This window comes from Halomonas maura, assembly GCF_030409305.1.
Classification (GTDB): Bacteria; Pseudomonadota; Gammaproteobacteria; order Pseudomonadales; family Halomonadaceae; genus Halomonas; species Halomonas maura.
In genome coordinates this window covers 49335-69939 of sequence record NZ_JAUFPQ010000017.1, presented here as the reverse complement: position 1 = coordinate 69939, position 20605 = coordinate 49335, and the positions used below count along the sequence as shown (strand labels likewise).

At 71.0% G+C, this 20605-nt stretch carries 13 protein-coding genes; 8 read left to right on the top strand and 5 right to left on the bottom strand.

What is annotated here, in order from left to right; all coding sequences use genetic code 11:
* Positions 1–39: 39 nt before the first annotated feature.
* Together QWY76_RS10385 and QWY76_RS10380 are read right to left on the bottom strand one after the other, a co-directional pair.
* Positions 40–2232, bottom strand: a complete 2193-nt coding sequence (locus tag QWY76_RS10385; RefSeq protein WP_290311116.1) for a cellulose binding domain-containing protein — start codon at positions 2230–2232, stop codon at positions 40–42.
* Positions 2233–2781: 549 nt separating this feature from the next.
* On the bottom strand, positions 2782–4653 hold the full coding sequence (locus tag QWY76_RS10380; RefSeq protein ID WP_290311115.1) for a cellulose binding domain-containing protein: 1872 nt from the start codon (positions 4651–4653) through the stop codon (positions 2782–2784).
* A 326-nt stretch (positions 4654–4979) separates the two neighbouring features.
* Here QWY76_RS10380 and QWY76_RS10375 point away from each other — a divergent pair, with 326 nt between their 5' ends.
* Positions 4980–6716, top strand: a complete 1737-nt coding sequence (locus QWY76_RS10375; RefSeq protein ID WP_290311114.1) for a type I secretion system permease/ATPase — start codon at positions 4980–4982, stop codon at positions 6714–6716.
* Complete coding sequence (locus QWY76_RS10370) at positions 6713–8035, top strand: HlyD family type I secretion periplasmic adaptor subunit (protein WP_290311112.1); 1323 nt, start codon at positions 6713–6715, stop codon at positions 8033–8035. Before QWY76_RS10375 ends, QWY76_RS10370 begins: the two co-directional genes overlap by 4 nt.
* A gap of 12 nt (positions 8036–8047) precedes the next feature.
* Here the strand turns inward: QWY76_RS10370 and gpgF are convergent, their stop codons facing one another.
* From gpgF to QWY76_RS10355, 3 genes are all read right to left on the bottom strand, one after another.
* Positions 8048–9085: a glucosaminyl phosphatidylglycerol flippase gene (gene gpgF, locus QWY76_RS10365; RefSeq protein ID WP_290311111.1), complete on the bottom strand. Its 1038-nt coding sequence runs from the start codon at positions 9083–9085 to the stop codon at positions 8048–8050.
* The gene (gene gpgS, locus QWY76_RS10360) at positions 9078–10196 is read right to left on the bottom strand and encodes an N-acetylglucosaminyl phosphatidylglycerol synthase (RefSeq protein WP_290311110.1); all 1119 of its coding nucleotides are present in this window, start codon (positions 10194–10196) and stop codon (positions 9078–9080) included. Before gpgS ends, gpgF begins: the two co-directional genes overlap by 8 nt.
* Before the next feature lie 128 nt (positions 10197–10324).
* Positions 10325–12265: an exoribonuclease II gene (locus QWY76_RS10355; protein ID WP_290311109.1), complete on the bottom strand. Its 1941-nt coding sequence runs from the start codon at positions 12263–12265 to the stop codon at positions 10325–10327.
* 237 nt (positions 12266–12502) lie between these two features.
* On the opposite strand from QWY76_RS10355, the gene QWY76_RS10350 reads away from it, so the two are divergent.
* The 6 genes from QWY76_RS10350 to QWY76_RS10325 all read left to right on the top strand — a co-directional run bounded on the left by QWY76_RS10350 (position 12503) and on the right by QWY76_RS10325 (position 20564).
* Positions 12503–13237, top strand: coding sequence for a GntR family transcriptional regulator (locus QWY76_RS10350; RefSeq protein ID WP_290311108.1), 735 nt, complete (start codon positions 12503–12505; stop codon positions 13235–13237).
* A 10-nt stretch (positions 13238–13247) separates the two neighbouring features.
* Positions 13248–14378 carry an N-acetylglucosamine-6-phosphate deacetylase gene (gene nagA / locus QWY76_RS10345; protein WP_290311107.1) on the top strand — a complete coding sequence of 377 codons (1131 nt, stop codon included), beginning with the start codon at positions 13248–13250 and terminating at the stop codon, positions 14376–14378.
* On the top strand, positions 14362–15372 hold the full coding sequence (locus QWY76_RS10340) for an SIS domain-containing protein (protein ID WP_290311106.1): 1011 nt from the start codon (positions 14362–14364) through the stop codon (positions 15370–15372). The genes nagA and QWY76_RS10340 overlap by 17 nt, the downstream gene beginning before the upstream one ends.
* Positions 15373–15427: 55 nt before the next feature.
* A complete protein-coding gene (gene ptsP / locus QWY76_RS10335) occupies positions 15428–17965 on the top strand; it encodes a phosphoenolpyruvate--protein phosphotransferase (protein ID WP_290311105.1) in 2538 nt (845 codons plus the stop codon).
* On the top strand, positions 17962–19662 hold the full coding sequence (gene nagE / locus QWY76_RS10330; protein ID WP_290311104.1) for an N-acetylglucosamine-specific PTS transporter subunit IIBC: 1701 nt from the start codon (positions 17962–17964) through the stop codon (positions 19660–19662). The genes ptsP and nagE overlap by 4 nt, the downstream gene beginning before the upstream one ends.
* Positions 19663–19766: 104 nt before the next feature.
* A complete protein-coding gene (locus tag QWY76_RS10325) occupies positions 19767–20564 on the top strand; it encodes an HAD family hydrolase (RefSeq protein WP_290311103.1) in 798 nt (265 codons plus the stop codon).
* Positions 20565–20605: the final 41 nt, after the last annotated feature.

The window sequence follows — 20605 nt, the reverse complement described above, 5'->3', positions numbered from 1 at the left end:
ACCGGGGACACCCTGGGTGTCTCCGGTCGGCTCGCGGACTCAGGCGGCCACTTCCTCGATCGCGGCGTTGCCGAGCCCGAGGACCTGGACGTCCAGGGCCTGACCCGCCACATCCTGGGCCGTCATCTCGGCGGGCGGAGTATCTTCGCCGTAGGCCTTGAAGGCGAAGCGCCAGCTCTCGCCGGGGGCGAGGGTGAGGTCGCCGTCGTCGCGGACGAGGTAGCCCCCGTCCCTGCCGCTGACATCGCCATTCCACAGGGTGTCGATCTCGGCAGGCAGGTCGAAGGCGAGCTCGGGGTCGATGATGTCGTCGTCGGAGACGTTCTCGACGAAGACCTCGGCCACGTAGCCATCGGACCACTGGCTGGTGATATTGCCGGTGACCAGCAGCTCGGCGTCGTCATCCAGCAGGGCGGGGGTCGCTCCCCCCTTGCCGAGGATCTCCAGGGGCTGGCCGGCTTCGTCCCGGGCCGCGACATGGCTGGGCGGCGCTTCCTCCCCATAGGCCTTGAAGGCGAAGCGCCAGCTGTCGCCCGGGGCGAGGACATTGTCGCTGTCGTCCCGTACCCAGTAGCGGTCGCCATCCCGGGTGACGTCGCCGTTCCACAGGGTGTCGAGGTCGGCGGCCAGGTCGAACCCGACCTCGGGATTGACGATGTCGGCATCGGAGACATTCTCGACGAACACCTCGGCGACATGGCCCGAGGACCAGCTGCTGGTGACCTGACTGGTGATGCTCAACGCCGGGGCGTCGCCGCCACCGCTGAGGATCTCCTCGGGGCGGGGCATCGCCAGTGGCGAGCCGCGAAAGGCATTGCCCGAGGCGAGGTGCAGGGTGATGCCGTCGCCGAACACCGCGAACTCCATATCGGTCAGGGTGTCCTGGCTGCCCTGGCCGGTGATGATCACGCCGTTCTCGGCGAACTGGATGTCGTGGTCCGCAAAGGCGCCGGTGTAGCGGGCCGTATCGATGCCCTGGCCGCCGTCGAGCGTGTCGCTGCCGTCGTACCAGTCGTTACCAGGGCCACCCTGGAGGACGTCATCGGCGCTGCCTCCCGACAGCGCGTCATGCCCCGCGCCGCCGTTCAGGTAGACGCCATCGTCGGAGCCCTGGACGACGTCGTCGCGACGCGAACCGATCAGGTAGTCGAACACCACCTCGTTGGCCTCGGCATCGGTGGGAGCCCCGAAGCTCTCGCCTTCCTCGTTGATGTACAGCGCCGGTGACAGGGCGTCGGTGTCCGGGTCGCGGATGGAACTCAGCACGCGGACGCTGTTGTCGTGATCGCGGCCGCCGTGGAAGTTGACATCGCGGTCGGTGGAGACGATCTGGACCTCGTTGCCCACCGAGGACCGCCAGGAGGCGAAGACCAGGCTGTGGCGCATGCCGCTGTCCTCGAGCCCGGTGAACCGGCCGTCGTAGCTCTCGTGCAGCTCATAGGCGTAGCCATTGCCGCCGCTGCCCTTGTTGAAGGCGCCGTGGGCCTCGAGGTCCTCGGCGACGGGATCCAGGGTGCTGGAGAAGCGGAAGGCCGTGGAAGGGCCGTCATTGACCCGGATGTCGGCGAGCCGGGTTTCCGTGGTGCCGGTCAGCAGGATGGCGTGGTAGCCGGCCAGCGTCTCCAGGGTGTTCTCGAAGGCGCCCGGGTCGGGAGAACCCAGCGCGAAGTCGACGCTGAAGCCCTCCAGGGTGACGTCGTTGACGGTCTCCATGCGGGCGACCTGCGTCTTGCCGGCCGCGAAGTCGAAGTGCACGCCACGGTCGAGGGTGATGGTATTCCCGTCCACCGACTCGACCCTGGCCATGCTGGTGCGCTGCTCGGCATATGCCACCTTGCGCCAGCTGGTGTCGCCGATATCGTCGAAGAAGGCCTCGTCATTGTCCTGCCAGAGGCGCAGGGTGTCGCCGAGCTGGAGGTCGTGGCCGTCCGCCAGCGTCAGCTGGCGGCTGCCCTCGCTGACGTCGGTGGCCAGCGCCCCCGTATAGCTCTTCTCCGTCCCGTCGAGCCGAATGGCGTAGTCGTTGCTCGACAGGGCCCGGTCACTGAAGGTCAGCACCGTCTCGCCGGCGCCGGCGCCGACCAGCGAGATGTCGGAGCGAGAGACGTGCAGGGCATGATCGAAGGCGTAATGGCCGGCGGCGAAGCGCAGGGTGGCGCCGCTTGGCGCCTCGTCGATCAGCGTCTGCAGATCGTCGGCCGTGATGGAAGGATCGATATCGATGGTCGTCATGAGTCTCGCCCCCTGGAAGCGCCTGGCGTGTCAATTCTTGTGGTGTCGGTCGGTGGCACGGCAGAGCACATCGCAAGACCGGGGCCGACATGTCGATCGGCGACGGCAATGGCGTGAGGGCTTGCGCACGCGCGTGGCGCCATGCTCGCCGTTGCTCCGCCTCCCTGGCCGGGAATCCTAACTATGCTTGTCGGGCAAGTAAAACGGGCGCGCGCGGCGTCGAGTGGGAAGAATGGAAGGGCTGGTGGGGGACGATTTCCGTCGATGAGCCACCCTTCGTCGGTAAGAAATTGATATGTTAGGGCTTTCAGAGGTCGATGAAGAAATATCAGTATCTATGGATGAAATATCCGAGCTGTTTTCCTGTATCAGCTTGTCTTTATTTATAGTAAAAAAGTATGAGAATCCCGCTGGTGGTGATGCCCGTTTGCCGCCGGAACCGGGGCCTGGGGCGGGGGTGTCAGCCACGCTGACGCCATCGGGCGACAGTGCACGAAAAAGGGCACCCGGGGGTGCCCTTCCTTCACCGCGTGAGTCGCGCAGCCGGCCTCAGGCGGCCACTTCCTCGATCGCGGTGTTGCCCAGTCCGAGGACCTGCACGTCCAGGGACTGACCCTCCGGCCCACTGGCCGTCATCTCGTCGGGCAGCGTGTCGTCCTCGCCACTGGCCTGGAAGGCGAACCGCCAGGCCTCGCCCGGAGCGAGGGTGTTGGCGTTGTCGTCCTGGACGCGATAGCCGTCGGTCCCTTCGCCCAGCTCGCCGTTCCACAGGGTGTCGATCCCGGCGGGCAGATCGAAACCGACCTCGGGATTGACGATGTCGTCATCGGAGACGTTCTCGACGAAGACCTCGGCCACGTAGCCATCCGACCACTGGCTGGTGACGTTGCCGGTGACCAGTAACTCGGCGTCCTCGTCCAGCAGGGCCGGGGTCTGCCCGTCGCCGGCGAGGATCTCCTCGGCGTCGGGCGTCTCGAGGGCCGTGCCGGCGAAGGCGTTGCCCGAGGCCAGGTGCAGGGTGGTGCCGTCGCCGAAGACCGCGAACTCCATGTCTACCAGGGTGTCCTCGCTGCCCTGGCCGGTCACCACGGGGCCGTCCTCGGTGAAGGCGATCTCGTGGGCGGAAAAGTCGCCGGTGTAGCGCGCGGTATCGACGCCCTGGCCACCGTCGAGCCGGTCGGTGCCGTCATACCAGTCATCGCCCGGCCCGCCCTGGAGGATGTCGTCGCCGGCACCGCCCAGCAGCACGTCGTCTCCCAGGCCGCCATCCAGGTAGACGCCGTCGTCCGAGCCCTGGATCTGGTCTTCGCGGCCCGAGCCTTGAACGTAGTCGAAGGCCACACGGTTGGCCTCGGCGTCGGTGGGGGCGCCGAAGCTCTCGCCGTGCTCGTTGACATACAGGCTCGGTGACAGCTCATCGGCCTCCGGGTCCCGCTCGGAGCGCCGCACGCGGACGCTGTTGTCATGATCGCGCCCGCCGTGGAAGTTGACGTCCCGGGTGGTGGACGCCACCTCGACGTCGTTGCCCGCCGAGGACCGCCAGGAGGCGAAGACCAGGCCATGGCGCATGCCGCTGTCCTCGAGGCCGCTGAGCTGCCCGTCGTAGCTCTCGTGCAGCTCGTAGGCGTAGCCGTTGCCGCCGCTGCCCTTGTTGAAGGCGCCGTGGGCCTGCAGGTCGTCGGCCTGGAGATCCATGGCCCGGGAGAAGCGGAAGGCGGTGGACGGACCATCGTCGACCCGGATGTCCTCGAGGTCACTGTTCACCGTGCCTTCCAGGTGCACCGCGCGATAGTCGGTCAGGTCGTCCTGGGTGTTCGAGAACTCGCCGGCGTCGGCCTCGCCGAGCTCGAAGTCGACGCTGAAGCCCTTCAGGCTGACGTTATCCACCGTGTCGAGTTTCTCCACCTTGGCCTGGCCCGACTGGAAATCGAAGCGGACGCCGCGATCGAGGCTGACCTCGTTGCCCTCGACGCCGGTGACCTTGGCCATGCTGGTGCGTAGTTCCGCGTGTTCCACCTTGCGCCAGGAGTGGTCGCCGATCGCGTCGAGGAAGGCGTCGTCGTTGTCCTGCCAGACCCGGATGGTGTCGCCGACGGCCAGCTCCTGGGTGTCGTCCAGCGTCAGGCGTCGTGCACCCTGTCCCGCGTCGCCGGCGAGCTCACCCAGGTCGGTGTTCTCGCTGCCATTCACATGAATCGCGTGATCCTCATCCCGAGACAGGGCCGTGTCGGTGAAGGTCAGTCGCGTGTCTCCGCTCCCCGCACCAATCAGGGAGACGTCGGAGCGGTCGATGGTGATGGCGTCATCGAATTCGAAGTCGCCGGCGGCGAGCTTCACGGTGCTGCCGGGGGCGGCATCCCGTATCAATGACTCGAGTTCGTCGGCGCTGGTGTCCGTGCCAACCTCGATGGTTGAACTCATTAAAGGACTCCTTTCTTGTCTGAATATTGCGACACACCTCCTGGCCATTCCCACCCGATTACCGCGATAAATCTTGCGATAAAACAGTCCGATGCTGTCGGCATTTGGAGACGCAATCGAGAGGTTGAAGATGGGAAGGTTGGCAGGTATGGTGCCGCACGTTCCGTGATAAGACACGGCTTTTTTAGTGTTCTATATGGCGCCGAAGGGCGTCAACGGCGTGCCGGACAATGGCCAGGATCACGCGCTGATGTCGATCGACCATCGGCTTGTTTGAAGCAGGGAGACGGGGCAGTTCTCCCCGGCAAGGAGGTCTGTATTCCGTTATGGCGTCTGATGCGAACACCACACTGCGCCACGCGCTGACTGCCTGCCGCGACTCCCTGTTCTGGGTGGCCGGGTTCAGCCTGTGTCTCAACCTGCTGATGCTGACGCCGGCGCTGTACATGCTGCAGGTCTACGACCGCGTGATCACCACCGGCAGCGAAGAGACCCTGCTGATGCTGACCCTGGTGGTGATCTTCCTGTTCATCGTGGTCGGCGGCCTCGAGTGGGTGCGGTCGGGCATCCTGGTGCGCCTCGGCAACCGCCTCGATGCCCGGGTCAGCGAGCCCCTGCACGCGGCGATGTTCCGACGTGGCCTGTGCCGCTCGGGTGGGCAGGCCGCCTGGCCCCTGGACGACCTCGCGACCCTGCGCCAGGGACTGGCCGGGGGCGGGCTGCTGGCCTTCTTCGATGTCCTCTGGGTGCCGGTCTATCTCGGCCTGCTGTACCTGTTCGACCCCTGGTTCGGGGCCTTCGCCTGCCTCGCCGGTGTCATCCTGTTGGCGCTGGTCGTGGCCAGCGAGAAGGCCACCCGGGGGCTACTGGATGCGGCGGGGCGCGAGCAGAGCGGGTCCCGGGAGCTGGCCGCCGGCAACCTGCGCAATGCCGAGGCGCTCGATGCCATGGGCATGCTGTCGAGCATCGCCGGAGGTTGGCTGGCGCGCCATCGGCACGGGCTGTGGCTGCAGTCACGGGCCAGTGACCGGGCGGCGATGCTCTCGAGCCTCACCCGGGCCCTGCGCCTGCTGCTGCAGTCGTTGATCCTGGGGCTCGGTGCCCTGCTGGTGCTCGATGAGCGGATCACGCCGGGGATGATGATCGCCGGGTCGAACCTGCTGGGGCGCGTGCTGGCCCCGGTGGATCAGCTGGTCGGTAGCTGGCGCGGCATCGTCGGGGCGCGGGCCGCCTACCGCCGTCTCGAGGCACTGTTCCGCGAGCAGCCGCCCTCGGCGCCCGTCATGTCGCTGCCCCGCCCCGAGGGCCGGCTGGCCCTGGAAACCGTCACCGCCGGGGCGCCAGGCGGGTCACATCCCATCGTGGCCGGCGTCGACCTGCGCCTCGCGCCGGGGGAGCAGGTCGGCATCATCGGCCCCAGCGCCTCGGGCAAGACGACCCTGGCGCGACTGGTGCTGGGGGTCTGGCCGACCTGGGACGGCTGCGTGCGCCTCGATGGGGCGGATATCACGCGCTGGGATCGCCAGGCCCTGGGGCCCCACCTCGGCTACCTGCCGCAGGACGTCGAGCTGTTCGGCGGCACCATCGGCGAGAACATCGCCCGCTTTGCCACCGTCGACAGCGACAAGGTGATCGAGGCCGCCCGCCGTGCCGGCGTCCACGAGATGATCCTGCGCCTTCCCGATGGCTACGACACCCGCATCGAGGCGAGCGGCGGGCTGCTGTCCGCGGGGCAGCGCCAGCGCATCGGCCTGGCACGCGCGCTCTACGGCAGTCCCGCCCTGGTCGTCCTGGACGAGCCCAACAGCAACCTCGACCACCACGGTGAGCAGGCCCTCGCCCACGCCATGGACGCCCTGCGCCGGGAAGGCGTCACCCTGCTGGTCATCAGCCACCGCACGGGTGTGTTGCGCCGGGTCGACCGGCTGTTGGTCCTCGAGAAGGGGCGTGTCCGGCTGTTCGGCCCGCGGGATCGCGTGCTGGCGCGGATGGCGGGGCGCGATGGCGAGGCAGGGGCCGGCCAGGTGGCCCGCCGTCAGCCCAGCGATTCGGAGGCCCCATGAGCCATTCTTCCCCCGTCGAGTCTCCCCGGGTGCCGCCGGTCGACGACCGTCTCCATCGTCGCCTGGGGCTGGCGCTGGTGCTGGTCTGCCTGTGCGGCTTCGGTGGCTGGGCCCTGACGGCCGAGTTGGCGGTCTCGGTCATCGCGCCGGGGCGGGTGACGGTCGCCTCCGCCAAGAAGACGGTACAGCATCTCGAGGGCGGCATCGTCCAGCGCATCGATATCGAGGACGGCGACCGCGTCGAGGAAGGGCAGACCCTGGTGGTGCTGGATGACACCCGGGTCGAGTCGCGCCTGCAGATCGCCCGCTCGCAGTATCTGATCAATCGTGCCGCCGAGGTCCGCTTGATGGCCGAGCAGGCCGACCAGGACACGCTGCGCTTCCCCCCGGAACTGCGCGATCCCGAGGAGGCGCGGCTGGAGCAGTTGGCGGCGGTGCAGCGCGGCCTCTTTCATGCCCGCCGGGAGGCCCTCGACGGGGCGCTGGCGTCCCTGGACCAGCAGACCGAGCAGTTGCATCGGCGCATCGAAGGCCGCGAGTCGATGATCCGGGTCAGCCGCGACCAGCTGGCCTCGCTGCGCGAGGATGCCGAGGCCTACCGCTCGCTGTTCAAGGATGGCCTGGGGGACAACCGTCGCCTGCGCGAGCTGGAGCGGGAGATCCTGCAGTACCAGGGCGAGATCGAACAGCACCGTACCGAGATCGCGCGTCTGCGCTCGCAGATCAGCGAGAACGACCTGCAGAAGCAGGTGCGGATCCAGGAATTCCGCCAGGAGGTGGGCGAGCGCCTGCGCGAGACCCGGCGGCAGATCGCCGACGCCGAGGAGCGCCTGACCGCGCTGCGCGACCAGCGCCGGCGGACCACCATCGAGGCGCCGGTCGCGGGGACGGTGGTGGGCCTGGCGGTGCATACCCGGGGCGCGGTCATCGAGCCGGGTACCACGATCCTGGAGATCGTCCCCCAGGGCGAGGCCTTCGTCGTCGAGGCCCGGGTCGCCGACAGCGACATCGACAATGTCTATCCCGAGCAGCCCGCGGAGATCCGCTTCAGTGCCTTCAACCGTGGCCGTTCGCGGGTCATCGAGGGGACCGTGCGGCGGGTCTCCGCCGACAGCTTCGAGGACGAGTCAACGGGGCGGCGCTACTACAAGGTACGGATCCGCGTCAGCGAGGCGGAGCGGGAGGCGATGCCCGAGGCGATGCGCCTGATGGCCGGCATGCCGGCCGAGGTCCGCCTGCACACCGCCAGCCGGACACTGGCCAGCTACCTGGCCAAGCCGATCACCGATATGCTGGCCCGGGCCCTGCGCGCCGATTGACCCGGGCACGGCTCAGGCGGGACGCCGGGCAGTGCTCCGCTCCCCCCGAAGGGCCGTGCCGACCACGGCCAAAAAGACCGGGCCCCCGGCGAGCAGGTAGAGGTGATAGCTGACCAGGCGCCACACCACCACGGCGGCGGCGGCCTGGTCGTGTTCCATCAGTGGCAGCAGCAGGGCGCCGACGCTGAGCTCGGCCGTGCCGGCACCGCCGGGCAGCACGCTGAACTGGCTGGCCGCCATGGCCAGCATCTGCACCAGGAAGGTCCAGGCCCAGTCGGCCAGCGCCCCGTCCTGGCCGAGGATGCCGGCCACGGCCAGGTAGAGCAGACTGTAGCGCAGCAGCCAGTGGAGGCAACAGAGCCCGAAGATCGCCGCGAGCACTGCCGGGGGCAGGCGTAAGGTGGTGATCAGGGTGCGGCGACCGCTCAGCAGCTGGCGGGCGATTCGCCGGCGCCGTTCCGGGCCGGGCCAGGCAGACCAGGGGCGACGCCTCAGCAGACGTGGCAGCCAGGCCAGGGTCAGTCCCAGGCCGAGCAGCACCAGGCCCAGGCCGAGGAGGGCGGCGCCGATCAGCGTGCGGTGTGGCCAGTCGATCGCGCCGACCAGGGTCGTGGCGACCAGTAGCGCGAGCATCAGCGCGAAGAACAGCATATCGCAGCACTGGTCGACCAGATAGATGGCCGAGGCTCGGGCCGGGGAAAAGCCGCGCCGGCCCAGCAGCAGCAGGAAAGTGGCGGCGCCGCCGGTCCCCGCCGGGGTGGCGCAGAGGGCGAACTTGGCGGCCATCTCGATGACCAGGGCGCCACGCTGCCCCAGGCGACCGGCCCGACCGGCGAGCAGCAGGCGCCAGCGGGCGGCATTGAGGTTCCAGCAGAGCACGGCGATGCACGCCATCAGGGCCAGCAGCGACACGGGAAAGTCGCCGATCGCGGCCAGGGCTCCCTGGCCCCCCAACCACCAGCTCAACAGCAGAGGCGCCACCACCGCCAGGGCCAGCGCCAGCCATCCCGCGCGTACCCCGAGGCGCGTCGGCCGGCGCCCCTCAGCCATGTCGCGCGAGGCCGGCGCTCGCCAGCGCCGGGGTCAGCTCGCCATAGTGGTCCAGCAGGCCGTCGATGACCGTGTCCCAGCGGAAGCGTCGCTCGACGTGGCGGCGGGCGCGACGCCCGCTGGCCGCCACGTCGTCGAGAAACAGCTCCTCCACGGCACGCGCCATGTCCTCCGCCGCGAGCGGCGTGCAGAGCCGCCCGGCGCCCAACGGCACGTTCTCGATCAGTGCCCCGGCCCGGGCCGCCACCACCGGCAGGCCGCAGGCCATGGCCTCCAGCGCCACCAGCCCGAAGGTCTCGCGGGTGCCGCCGTGCAGCATGGCGTCGGCGCTGGCCAGCGCCCTGGCCACTTCTCGCCGGTCGCAGTAGCGCGAGATCACGCTGACGTTGTCGGGCACCCGGGTGGGCATGCCCGGGCCCATCAGCAGCAGATGATAGGGTTGGCCCAGTCGCTGCATCACCCGCAGCAGCACGTCCACCTGCTTCTCCCGGGAGTTGCGTCCGGCGAAGACCAGCAGCCGGGTGTCATCGGCGAGCCCCAGCGAGGCCCGCCATGCCGGGTCGGCCCGGTCGGGGTGGAAGGTCGTGAGGTCGACGCCCAACGGCTGCACCCGCACCCGCTCGACGCCCCAGCCGGCGAGCCGCTCGGCCATGGTCCGGCAGGGCGCCAGCACGCTGTCGAAGCGAGCGTAGAGATCGACCACGTAGCGCTGCAGGCGGCGCCGCACGCCGGCGCCGAAGCGGTCGCCCATCAACCGCGGCAGGTCGGAATGGTAGAAGCCCACCACCGGCACGCCCAGGGCCTGGCCGGCCTCCAGCGCTGCCCAGGCGGTGACGTAGGGGTCGCCGGCCTCGATCAGGTCGGGGCCGAGCCCCACCAGGGCGTCGCGCCAGGGGGCGCGCCGCAGCGGGAAGCGGTAGCCCTGGCCCAGCGGTAGCCGCGGGGCGGGCAGGGCATGCATGTCGCCCAGGCTGTCGCGCTCGGCGCCGGGCACCAGCAGGCTGGTGCGCAGGCCGGGCCGGGTGGCGAGGCTGCGCTGCTTGGCCTGGAGGTAGGTGCGCACGCCGCCGCTGGCCGGGGCGTGGAACATGGTGACATCGGCGATATGCAAGGCTCCCTCCGGTCGAGCCGTGGACTCGCCCGTCAGGGTATCCGGCCTTTGCGACAGTTCGACGACAGCCCGAACGAAAACGGCGGCCCGGAGGCCGCCGTTGCTGGGAAGCTGGCGCGTGGCGCGACTCAGTCGACCGGGCGGCCGACCAGCGAGCGGGTCTCCTCGCGGGCTTCGGTCAGCGCGACCCGCAGGTGATCGCCGAGCTTGAAGCGCTCCTCGCCCTCGATCTGGATGCGGCCCTCCTTGTCGTCGATCACCACCTTGTCGCGGTCGCTATGCATCAGCGGCGCCGGGATGAAGGCGGTGGCGCCGTTGGCGGTCAGGCGGACCCGCATGCCGCCGCGATTGATGGCGATGATCTCGGCATCGAAGGCCTCGCCGGCCTCGGCGGACGTGGTCAGGTAGCGCACATAGAGCCAGTCCTTCACTTCGCGCTCGGCCATGCGGTTGAGGCGCCGGCGCTCGGTGAGCTGCTCGGTGAGCGCCTGGCTGGCCTCCGCCGGGGCCTGCTCGCCCTTGAGCACGCGCTTGATCAGCCGGTGGTTGACCATGTCGCCGTACTTGCGGATCGGCGAGGTCCAGGTGGCATAGGCCTCGAGGCCCAGGCCGAAGTGGGGGCCGGGGCGCGCGGACATGCTGGTGAAGCCCTGGAAGCGGCGCAGGCGCGCGTCCAGCCAGGCGTCATCGCGTCCCTCGAGCTCGCGCTTGAGCTCCCGGTAGCGGGGCAGCTCGGTGAGCGCCTCGGGGGCCACCGCGATGTCCTGGGCGGTGAGGAACTCGTGGGCGGCCTCGGCCTTCTCCGGCTCGAAGGCGCGGTGGACGTTGAAGATGCCGTGGCCCACGTGCTCGGCCAGCAGGTGCGCGCAGCAGGCGTTGGCCGCGATCATCGACTCCTCGATCATGCGGTTGGCGATGCGCCGCTGCTCGGTACGAATCTCCAGCACGTTGCCCGCCTCGTCCAGGTCGAAGACATAGTCGGGACGGTCCTTGAACACCAGGGCGTGCCGGGCCCGCCAGTCGGCCCTGGCCTCGGTGAGCGCGGCCAGGGCCTTGAGCTGCTCGCCGACGACCTCGCTCGGCGCCCAGTCGCCCTGGCCCTCGAGCCAGTCGGAGACGCGGTCGTAGACCAGCTTGGCATGCGAGCGGGCGGTAGCGGCGAAGAAGCGGTAATCGCCCAGGCTGCCATCGGCCTCGATGTCCAGCGCGCAGGCCAGCACCGGCCGGTCGCGGTCCTCCCACAGCGAGCACAGGTCGTCGGCCAACTGCTCGGGCAGCATGGTCACGTTCTGGCCCGGCAGGTAGACGGTGAAGGCGCGGGTGCGCGCTTCCAGGTCGGCGGCGTGGCCTTCCTCCACATAGGCGGTGGGATCGGCGATGGCCACGGTCAGGCGCCAGCCACCCTCGGCGCGCGGCTCGATGCGCAGGGCATCGTCCATGTCCCGGGTCTTCTCGCCGTCGATGGTGAAGAAGGGCTCGGCGGTCAGGTCCTCGCGCGCCAGGCCCTCGTCGCGCAGCGGCCAGTCGTCGCCGGCGTCGGGGCATTCCTGCTCCAGGGCATGACGGGCCAGGGTCACGCGCCACGGCACGGCCGGGTCGTCGGTCTTGGCCACCAGCTCGTCGATCTGGGTGAAGAAGGCACGGTCGTCGGGCTTGAGGGGATGGCGCACCAGCCGGGCCACCACCCAGTCGCCGTCGCCGATGCTCGCCTCGTCGAGGCTGCGCTTGATGCGCGCCTTGAGCACGTTGTTCACCGAGGGATGGTCCGGAATCACCGCCAGGCGCCCGTCGCGCTTCTGCACGCGGGCGATGAAGCGTTCCATGCCGGTCTCGACCAGGGTGTCGGGCTCCACCGACTTCTTCTCGCCTTCCTCGTGGAGGACGGCCTCGACGCGATCGCCGTGAAGGACCTGCTTCATGGCGGGGGGCGGCACGAAGTAGGACTCGCCGTCGTCGGTCTCGAGGAAACCGAAGCCGCGGTCGGTGGCCTTGATGACGCCCACGACGCGGGGCGTGTTGTCGCGGATCTGTTGCTTGAGCTGAGCAAGCACCGAGTTGTTCTGCAGCATGGTCACGATCGATTGGCGGGGTAGGGGGGCCACTATACGGATTCCGCCAGCCCGCGCCAATCGGGGGACGCGCCTGTTGCGTTACCCCCTGTCCTCCCGGTCGCTCGTCCGGTCGTTCGTCCGGTCGCGGGGGCGTCCCGGCGCGATCCTGCGACCAAGGTCGGGGACTATTGGTATTTGATTGGTATTGCTAGTGGTCTATATTGGTATTATCACCTTCCTCGAAGAGCTCGCCCGATGGATGATCGCCTGCAGCAGCTGCGTCTCGACGCCACCCTCTCCACGCCGCTCTATCACCAGCTGGCCAGCCGGCTCGAGCAGGCCATCGAAGCCGGGGCCTGGCAGGCCGGGGAGGCACTGCCGTCCGAGCGCGCCCTGGCCGAGACCCTGGACGTCTCGCGGATCACCGCCCGCAAGGCCCTGGACCGGTTGGCCGAGCGGGGCCTGATCCGGCGGACCCGGGGCTCGGGCACCTTCATCACCCCGCGGCTCAACCAGCCGCTGACCCGCCTGGTCAGTTTCACCGAGATGCTCACCCTGCGGGGCTTCACGCCGCGCTCGCAATGGCTGTCGCGTCGCCTGGCCACGCCCACCGCCGAGGAGAGCCTGCGCCTGGGCCTCGGCGGCGATGCGCGGGTCGCGCGGCTGCGTCGCCTGCGCCTGGCCGACGGCGTGGTCATGGCGGTGGAGGAGAGCTGCCTGCCCGCGACGATCCTCGGCGATCCGGAAGCGGTGGAGACCTCGCTCTACGCGACCCTCGAGGCCGCCGGCCGGCCGGTCGCCCGGGCCCTGCAGCACGTCAGCGCCGTCAATGCCGATACCGAGCTGGCGGGCCTCGCCGGGGTGCCCGAGGGCCAGGCGCTGCTCGAGGTCACGCGCCTGGGGTACCTGGCCGATGGCACCCCGGCGGAGCTGACCGTCACCTACTGCCGCACCGACTACTACGACTTCGTGGTCGAACTCACGCGCTGATGGAGCCCCCATGCACGATGGCAAGTACTACGGCAATGTCCTGACCCCCGACGGCTGGCGGCTCGGCGAGCTGCGCTGGCACGACGGGCGCCTCACCGCGCTGCCCGGGGCGGCGGTGGATCCCGACGACAATACGCTGCCGCGGATCCTGCCCGGCTTTATCGACCTGCACGTCCACGGCGGCGGCGGGGCGGACGTGATGGAGGGCGGCACGGCACTCGCCACCGTGGCGCGCACCCATGCACGCTTCGGCACCACCGGCCTGCTGGCCACCACCATGACCGCCCCGGACGGCGAGGTCCGCCGCGTGCTCGGCGAGATCGGCGACTATCTGGCCGACCCGGCGCCGGACGCCGCCGGGGTGCTGGGCGTGCACCTGGAGGGCCCCTACATCAATCCCGGCAAGCTCGGCGCCCAGCCGTCCCATGCCCGGCCCGGGGGGCTCGAGGAGGTCGAGGCGCTGTGCCGGCTGGCGCCGATCCGCCTGCTGACCCTGGCCCCGGAACTGGCCGGCCACCTGACGTTGATCCGCGAGCTCAGCGAGCGCGGCATCCGCGTGCAGCTCGGCCACAGCCTGGGCAGCTACGAGGAAGGCGTGGCGGCACTCGAGCACGGCGCCTGCGGCTTCACCCACCTCTTCAACGCCATGAGCGGGCTGCATCACCGCAAGCCCGGCATGGTCGGCGCGGCCCTGGCCCACGCCGACTATGCCGAGCTGATCCCCGACCTGCTGCACGTGCATCCCGGGGCCATCCGCGCCGCCCTGCGCTGCATCCCCCGGCTCTATGCCGTGACCGATTCCACCGCCGCGGCGGGCATGCCCGACGGCGACTACCGGCTCGGTGAGCAGGCCGTCACCAAGTGCCTGGGTGGCGTGCGGCTGGCCGACGGCACCCTGGCCGGCAGCACCCTGACCATGGATCAGGCACTGCGCAACCTGGTGAGCCTCGGCCTGACGCTGGCCGAGGCCTCCGACCGGCTGTCGCGCTTCCCCGCCGACTTCCTGGGCCGCGAGGACCTGGGGCGCCTGAGCGAAGGCGCCCGGGCCGACCTGGTGGTGCTGGATCCCCGATTGAACCTGCAGGCCGTCCACGTGGCGGGCCGGCGCATCGAAGGAGAATCTCATGTCACTGATGCTTGACGAAGCCCGCAACGCCCCGGCGCGGATCCGCGGCCAGCTGCAGCGCAATGCCGAGGTCCTGGCGTCGCTGGGCGGCCGGCTGCGCGAGGCGCCGCCGAGCGGCGCCCTGACCGTGGCCCGCGGCAGTTCCGACCACGGCGCGGCCTATCTGGGCTACCTGATCATGAAGCACCTGGGCATCCCGGTGGCCTCGCTGCCGCCGTCCCTGGCCGGCGCCCCCTGGCGGCTGTCCGGTCAGCTGGCGGTGGCCATCTCCCAGTCGGGCCAGAGCCCCGACCTGGTCACCGCCCAGCGGGCGCTGGCCGCCGGCGGTGCGCGCACCCTGGCGCTGGTCAATACCCCCCAGTCGCCGCTGGGCGAGGCCAGCGACGACGAGGTGGCGCTGTTCGCCGGCGAGGAGCACAGCGTGGCGGCCACCAAGAGCTACCTGGCGACGTTGTCCGCCGCCGCCCAGCTGGTTGGCCACTGGGCCGGCGACGAGACGCTGCTGGCCGCACTCGAGGCGCTGCCTGACCGCCTGGCCGAGGCGGCCGGGCAGGACTGGTCAGCGGCCATCGAGGCGCTGGGCGGGGTCGAGCGGATGATGGTGATCGGCCGCGGTCCCGGCCTGGCGGTGGCCCAGGAGGCGGCGCTCAAGTTCAAGGAGACCTGCGCCATCCAGGCCGAACCGTTCAGCGGCGCCGAGCTGCGTCACGGGCCCATGGCGCTGATCGGGGAAGGCTATCCGGTGCTGGTGTTCGCGCCGCCGGGACCCGAGCAGGCCGGGCTGCTGGAGCTGGCCGACTGGCTCGAGGGCGTGGGCGCCCGGGTGCTGCTGGCCGCCGATGCGGGCGTCGCCAGGCGCCGGCTGACGCTCACCGATGCCGCCCACGACGACCTGCAGCCGCTGTCGGTGATCCAGAGCTTCTACACCATGGCGGCGGGGCTGGCCGCGGCCCGGGGCAGCGACCCGGACCGGCCGCGGCACCTGCGCAAGGTCACCCGCACCGTCTGATCGTCGGTCGTCGCCTCCTTCGGCCGAGCACAACAACAACCCCATGGAGACTTCCATGCCAATCCCTTCCCTGACCTTGCAGGCGCCGTGCGACGGCGTGCTGCTGCCCCTGGACGCGGTGCCGGACCCGGTCTTCGCCGGCCGCGCGCTGGGCGAGGGCGTTGCCCTGGACCCCCTGGGCGATACCCTGCATGCGCCTTGCGACGGCGAAGTGGTGCAGTGCGCCCGGACCGGCCATGCCGTGACCCTGCGCACCGTCGAGGGCGTCGAGCTGCTGCTGCACCTGGGCCTCGACACCGTCGAACTGGACGGCGAGGGCATCGAGCTCGTCGTCGCGCCCGGCGACCGGGTGGTCGCCGGCCAGCCGCTGTGCCGCTTCGCCCCCGACCTGCTGGCCCGGCGGGCCAAGGCCCTGATCACGCCGCTGGTGGTCACCGAACCCGCCGGCTTCCGGCTCGACCCCGTCGCGCTCGCGGGCGGGCACCGTGTGGCCAAGGGCGAATCGCTGCTGACCCTGATCCCGATGCAGCGGCAAGCGACCTCATCCGAGGCCGACGGCCCGGCCCACACCCGCGACTTCGTCCTGGCACTGGCCGCCGGCCTGCATGCCCGGCCCGCCGCGCGGCTGCGGGGCATCGCCCGGGATCATGCGGTGAGCCTGAGGGTGGCCTCGGCCGACGGCGAGGCCTCTGCCGACAGCCTCAGCGCACTGATGAACCTGGGCGCCGTCGAGGGCACCTCGCTGATGCTGACGGCGCGGGGCGAACGGGCCGAGGCGGCCCTGGACGCCGCCCAGCGACTGCTGACCACGCCGGAGGCCGCCGAGCCGGCCCCCGCGCCCCAGGCGCCGCCGGCCGAGGCCGCCGACGGCCAGTATCCCGGCCTGGTGGCCAGCGCCGGCCTGGCGATCGGTCCCCTGGTGGCCTACACCCCGGCATTGCCCCGGGTGCCCCGGAACGGCGAGGGCCGGGAGGTCGAGGCAGCGCGACTGGCCCGGGCCCTGGAGGACGTGAGCGAGGCCCTCGACGCCGAGTATCGCCGCGCCGGCTCGGCCGGCCAGGCGGCCGAGGCGGAGATCTTTGCCGCCCACCAGGCCTGGCTGGCGGATCCCGACCTGCGCCGGGCCGCCGAGGCCCATCTGGCCGCGGGCCGCAGCGCCGGCCAGGCCTGGCGCGAGGCGCTGGACGGCGAGGCCGAGTGCCTGGCCGCCAGCGGCAATCCGTTGCTCGCCGGCCGCGTCGCCGACCTGCGCGACCTGCAGCGCCGGGTGATGGCCGAGCTTGCCGAGGCCGAGGCGGCGGCGCCCGAGGTGCCTGCCGGGGCCATCGTGCTTGCCGACGACCTCACGCCCTCCGAACTGGTGGCCCTGGCCGAGGCCCGCCCGGCCGGGCTGTGTCTCGCCGCCGGCGGCACCACCTCCCATGTGGCGATCCTGGCCCGGGCCCGCGGCATCCCCTGTCTGGTGGCCATGGGCCAGGCCCTCGGCGAACTCGTCGGCGAGCGTGCCGTGCTCGACGCCGGGGCCGGCCTGCTCGAGCCGTCGCCGGACGCCGCGCGCCTGGCCGAGGTCGAGGCGGCCATCGCCGAGCGCACCGAGCGCGCGGCCCGGGAGCGTGCCGCCGCCCGTGAGCCGGTGGTCACCCGCGACGGCCGCGCGGTAGAGGTGGGGGCCAACATCGGCTCCGCCGAGGAGGCGCGGCTGGCCGCCGAGGCCGGCGCCGACGGCGTCGGCCTGATGCGCAGCGAGTTCCTGTTCCTCGAGCGTCCCGCGGCGCCGAGCGAGGACGATCAGCGCCGCGAATACCAGGCGGCGGTGGACGCCCTGGGCGGCAAGCCGGTGATCATCCGTACCCTGGACATCGGCGCCGACAAGCAGCTGCGCTATCTGCGCCTGCCGGAGGCGCCCAATCCGGCGCTGGGCCTGCGCGGCTCGCGGCTGTGGGAGAGCCACCCCGAGCTGCTCGACACCCAGCTGCGTGCGCTGCTCGGCGTCTCGGCCCCCGAGCGGCTGCGGATCATGGTGCCGATGATCGCCGATGCCGGCGAGCTGGCCCGGGTGAGGGAGCGCCTTGCGTGTCTCGCCGCGTCGATGAACGTGACCCGGCTGCCGGCGCTGGGCGCCATGATCGAGGTGCCCAGCGCCGCCCTGGGTACCCGGCGGCTCGCCGCCGAGGCCGACTTCCTGTCCATCGGCACCAATGACCTGACCCAGTACACCCTGGCCATGGATCGCGAGGATCCGCGGCTGGCGGGGCGCGCCGATGTGCTGCACCCGGCGGTGCTGACGCTGATCCGGACCACCGTGGAAGGTGCCGCCGGGCGCTGCCCGGTGGGGGTGTGCGGGGCCGCCGCCGGCGACGACCTGGCCGCGCCGCTGCTGGCAGCCCTGGGCGTCGACGAACTCTCGGTGGAACCGGCCCGGGTGCCGGCGATCAAGGCCGTGCTGCGCCGGCTGGACGCCGCGGCCCTGGCCGAGACGCTTCCCGAGCTGCTCGCCCTCGACGATGCCGCGGCGGTGCGCGAGCGCCTGTCGGCCTGGTTCGCCAGCGAGCTTCTCGACACGACAACAAACCACGAGAGGATCCTCTCATGAGCACCACCCTCGGCTCCCGACTCATGGCCGGCCTGCAACGGCTCGGCCGCTCGCTGATGCTGCCCATCGCCGTGCTGCCGGTCGCCGGCCTGCTGCTGCGCCTGGGCCAGCCGGACCTGCTCGATATCGCCTTCATCGCCGAGGCGGGTGACGCCATCTTCGCCAACCTGGCGTTGATCTTCGCCATCGGCCTGGCGGTGGGCTTCGCCGATGACAACAACGGCGCCGCCGGCCTGGCCGGGGTGATCGGCTACCTGGTGCTGGACGCCGTGCTCACGACCCTCAACCCCGACATCAACATGGGGGTGCTGGCCGGGGTGATCATCGGCAGCGTGGCGGGCCTGCTCTACAACCGCTACAAGACCATCCAGATGCCGGACTACCTGGCGTTCTTCGGCGGCCGGCGCTTCGTGCCGATCGCCACCGGGCTGGCGGCGGTGGGGCTCGGCATCGTCTTCGGCTGGGCCTGGCCGACCATCCAGGCCGGTATCGATGGGCTGGGCCACTGGTTGATCGAGGCCGGCGAGCTCGGCAAGTTCGTCTACGGCGCCTTGAACCGCCTGCTGATCGTCACCGGCCTGCACCACGTGCTCAACAGCTTCGTGTGGTTCGTGTTCGGCAGCTTCGACGGCGCCACCGGCGACCTCAACCGGTTCTTCGCCGGCGATCCCATGGCGGGCGGCTTCATGGCCGGTTTCTTCCCGGTGATGATGTTCGGCCTGCCGGCCGCGGCGCTGGCCATGTACCATGCCGCGCCGCGCGGCCGCCGCGCCGGGGTGGGTGGCCTGCTGATGTCGCTGGCACTGACCGCCTTCCTCACTGGGGTGACCGAGCCCATCGAGTTCACCTTCATGTTCCTGGCGCCGCTGCTCTACGTCTTCCATGCGGTGATGACCGGGGTCTCCATGGCGCTAATGCATTGGCTCGACGTCAAGCTCGGCTTCACCTTCTCCGCCGGCGCCTTCGACTATGCGCTGTCCTACGGGCTGTCCACCCATGGCTGGATGATGCTGCCCGTCGGCCTGGCCATGGCGGTGCTCTACTACGGCGTCTTCCGCTGGGCCATCGCCCGCTTCGACCTGCCGACCCCGGGCCGCGAGCCCGAGGGCGAGGCCGCCGAGGCGGCCACCGCCGCCGTCGGCGAGCGGGGCCCGGCCTTCGTCGCCGCGCTCGGCGGGACGGCCAACCTGGTCAGCGTCGGCGCCTGTACCACCCGGCTGCGCCTGGTGCTCGGCGAGGCCGACGCCATCGACGAGCCGGCCCTCAAGGCGCTGGGTGCCCGTGGCGTGCTCAAGCTGGGCGGCGGTGGCCTGCAGGTGATCCTCGGCCCGATCGCCGACGGCGTCGCCGACGAGATCCGCGCCGCCATGGCCGCCGAGGGCGTGGCCGAGCCGGACGACGCCTCGCCGAGTGAAGTGTCCGCATCGCAGGTGAGGGACGCGGCGGCGCCGGCGCTCGACGCCGAGCGGCTCGGTCGCTGGCGCGAGGCGCTCGGCGGGGTGGACAACCTGCGTCGCCTGGAGGCCCTGGCCCATAGCCGGCTGCGCGTCGAGCTGGCCGATGAGGCCCGGCTGGATGGCGCGGCCCTGGAGGCCCTGGGCTGCCGGGGGATCCAGTCGCTGGGGCAGGGCGCCTGGCACCTGGTGGTCGGCGCCCAGGCGGCCGGCATCGCCGCGTCCCTGCAGAGGCATGGTTGAGGGGCCTCCCCGGGCGGGCTTGCCCGGGGACTCGCCGCGGCCCGGTGCGATGTCCGACGGGCTGGTAGAATGGGCACACACTCTTTTAGCGGAGGGAGCCGCCCATGTCGGCCCATCTCATCGTCTCGGACCTCGACGGCACCCTGCTCGGCGCGGATCACGCCCTGGCCGAGGTCACCGTCGAGACCCTGCGGTCCCTGGCGGCCCGGGGCCACCATATCGCCCTGGCCTCGGGGCGCCACTACCGCGACATGCTGGCCTTTCGCGACCGTCTCGGCATCGCGGCCCATCTCGTCAGCACCAACGGCGCCTATACCCATGCACCCGACGGCAGCCTGGTGGCGGCCCGCCACCTGCCCGCCGCGCTGGCCCGCACGCTGATCGCGCTGCCCCGGCCCGCCGGCGTGCGCCTCAACCTCTACCACGACCATGAGTGGGTGATCGACGCCGAGGCGCCGGAGCTGCTGGCCCTGCACGCCCACACCGGCTTCGGCTACCGGGTCGTGCCAGCGGCGTCCCTGGACGGCGAGCGGGTGGGCAAGGTGCTGTATATCGGCGACCCCGAGGCCTTGGACGGACTGGAGGCCGAGGCCCGCCGGCGGGTGGGGGAGACCCTGCATATCACCTATTCCACCGACAACTCCCTGGAGCTGATGGCCGCCGGAGTCAACAAGGGCACGGCCCTGGCGGCGCTGCTGGCGCGGCTCGAGGTGCCGGCCGAGCGCTGCCTGGCCTTCGGCGACAATCTCAACGATACCGAGATGCTGGCCCTGGCGGGGGAGGCCCACATCACGGCCAACGGCCATCCGGCCCTGGATCGCGCCGTCCCCGCGGCCCGGCGGATCGGCCATCACGACCAGGCCGCGGTGGCCCGGCATCTGGCCGAGCGCTTCGCCCTCTGATGCCCCCTGCCACCTTGGTGGTATCGTCCGCGGCAGGTGGC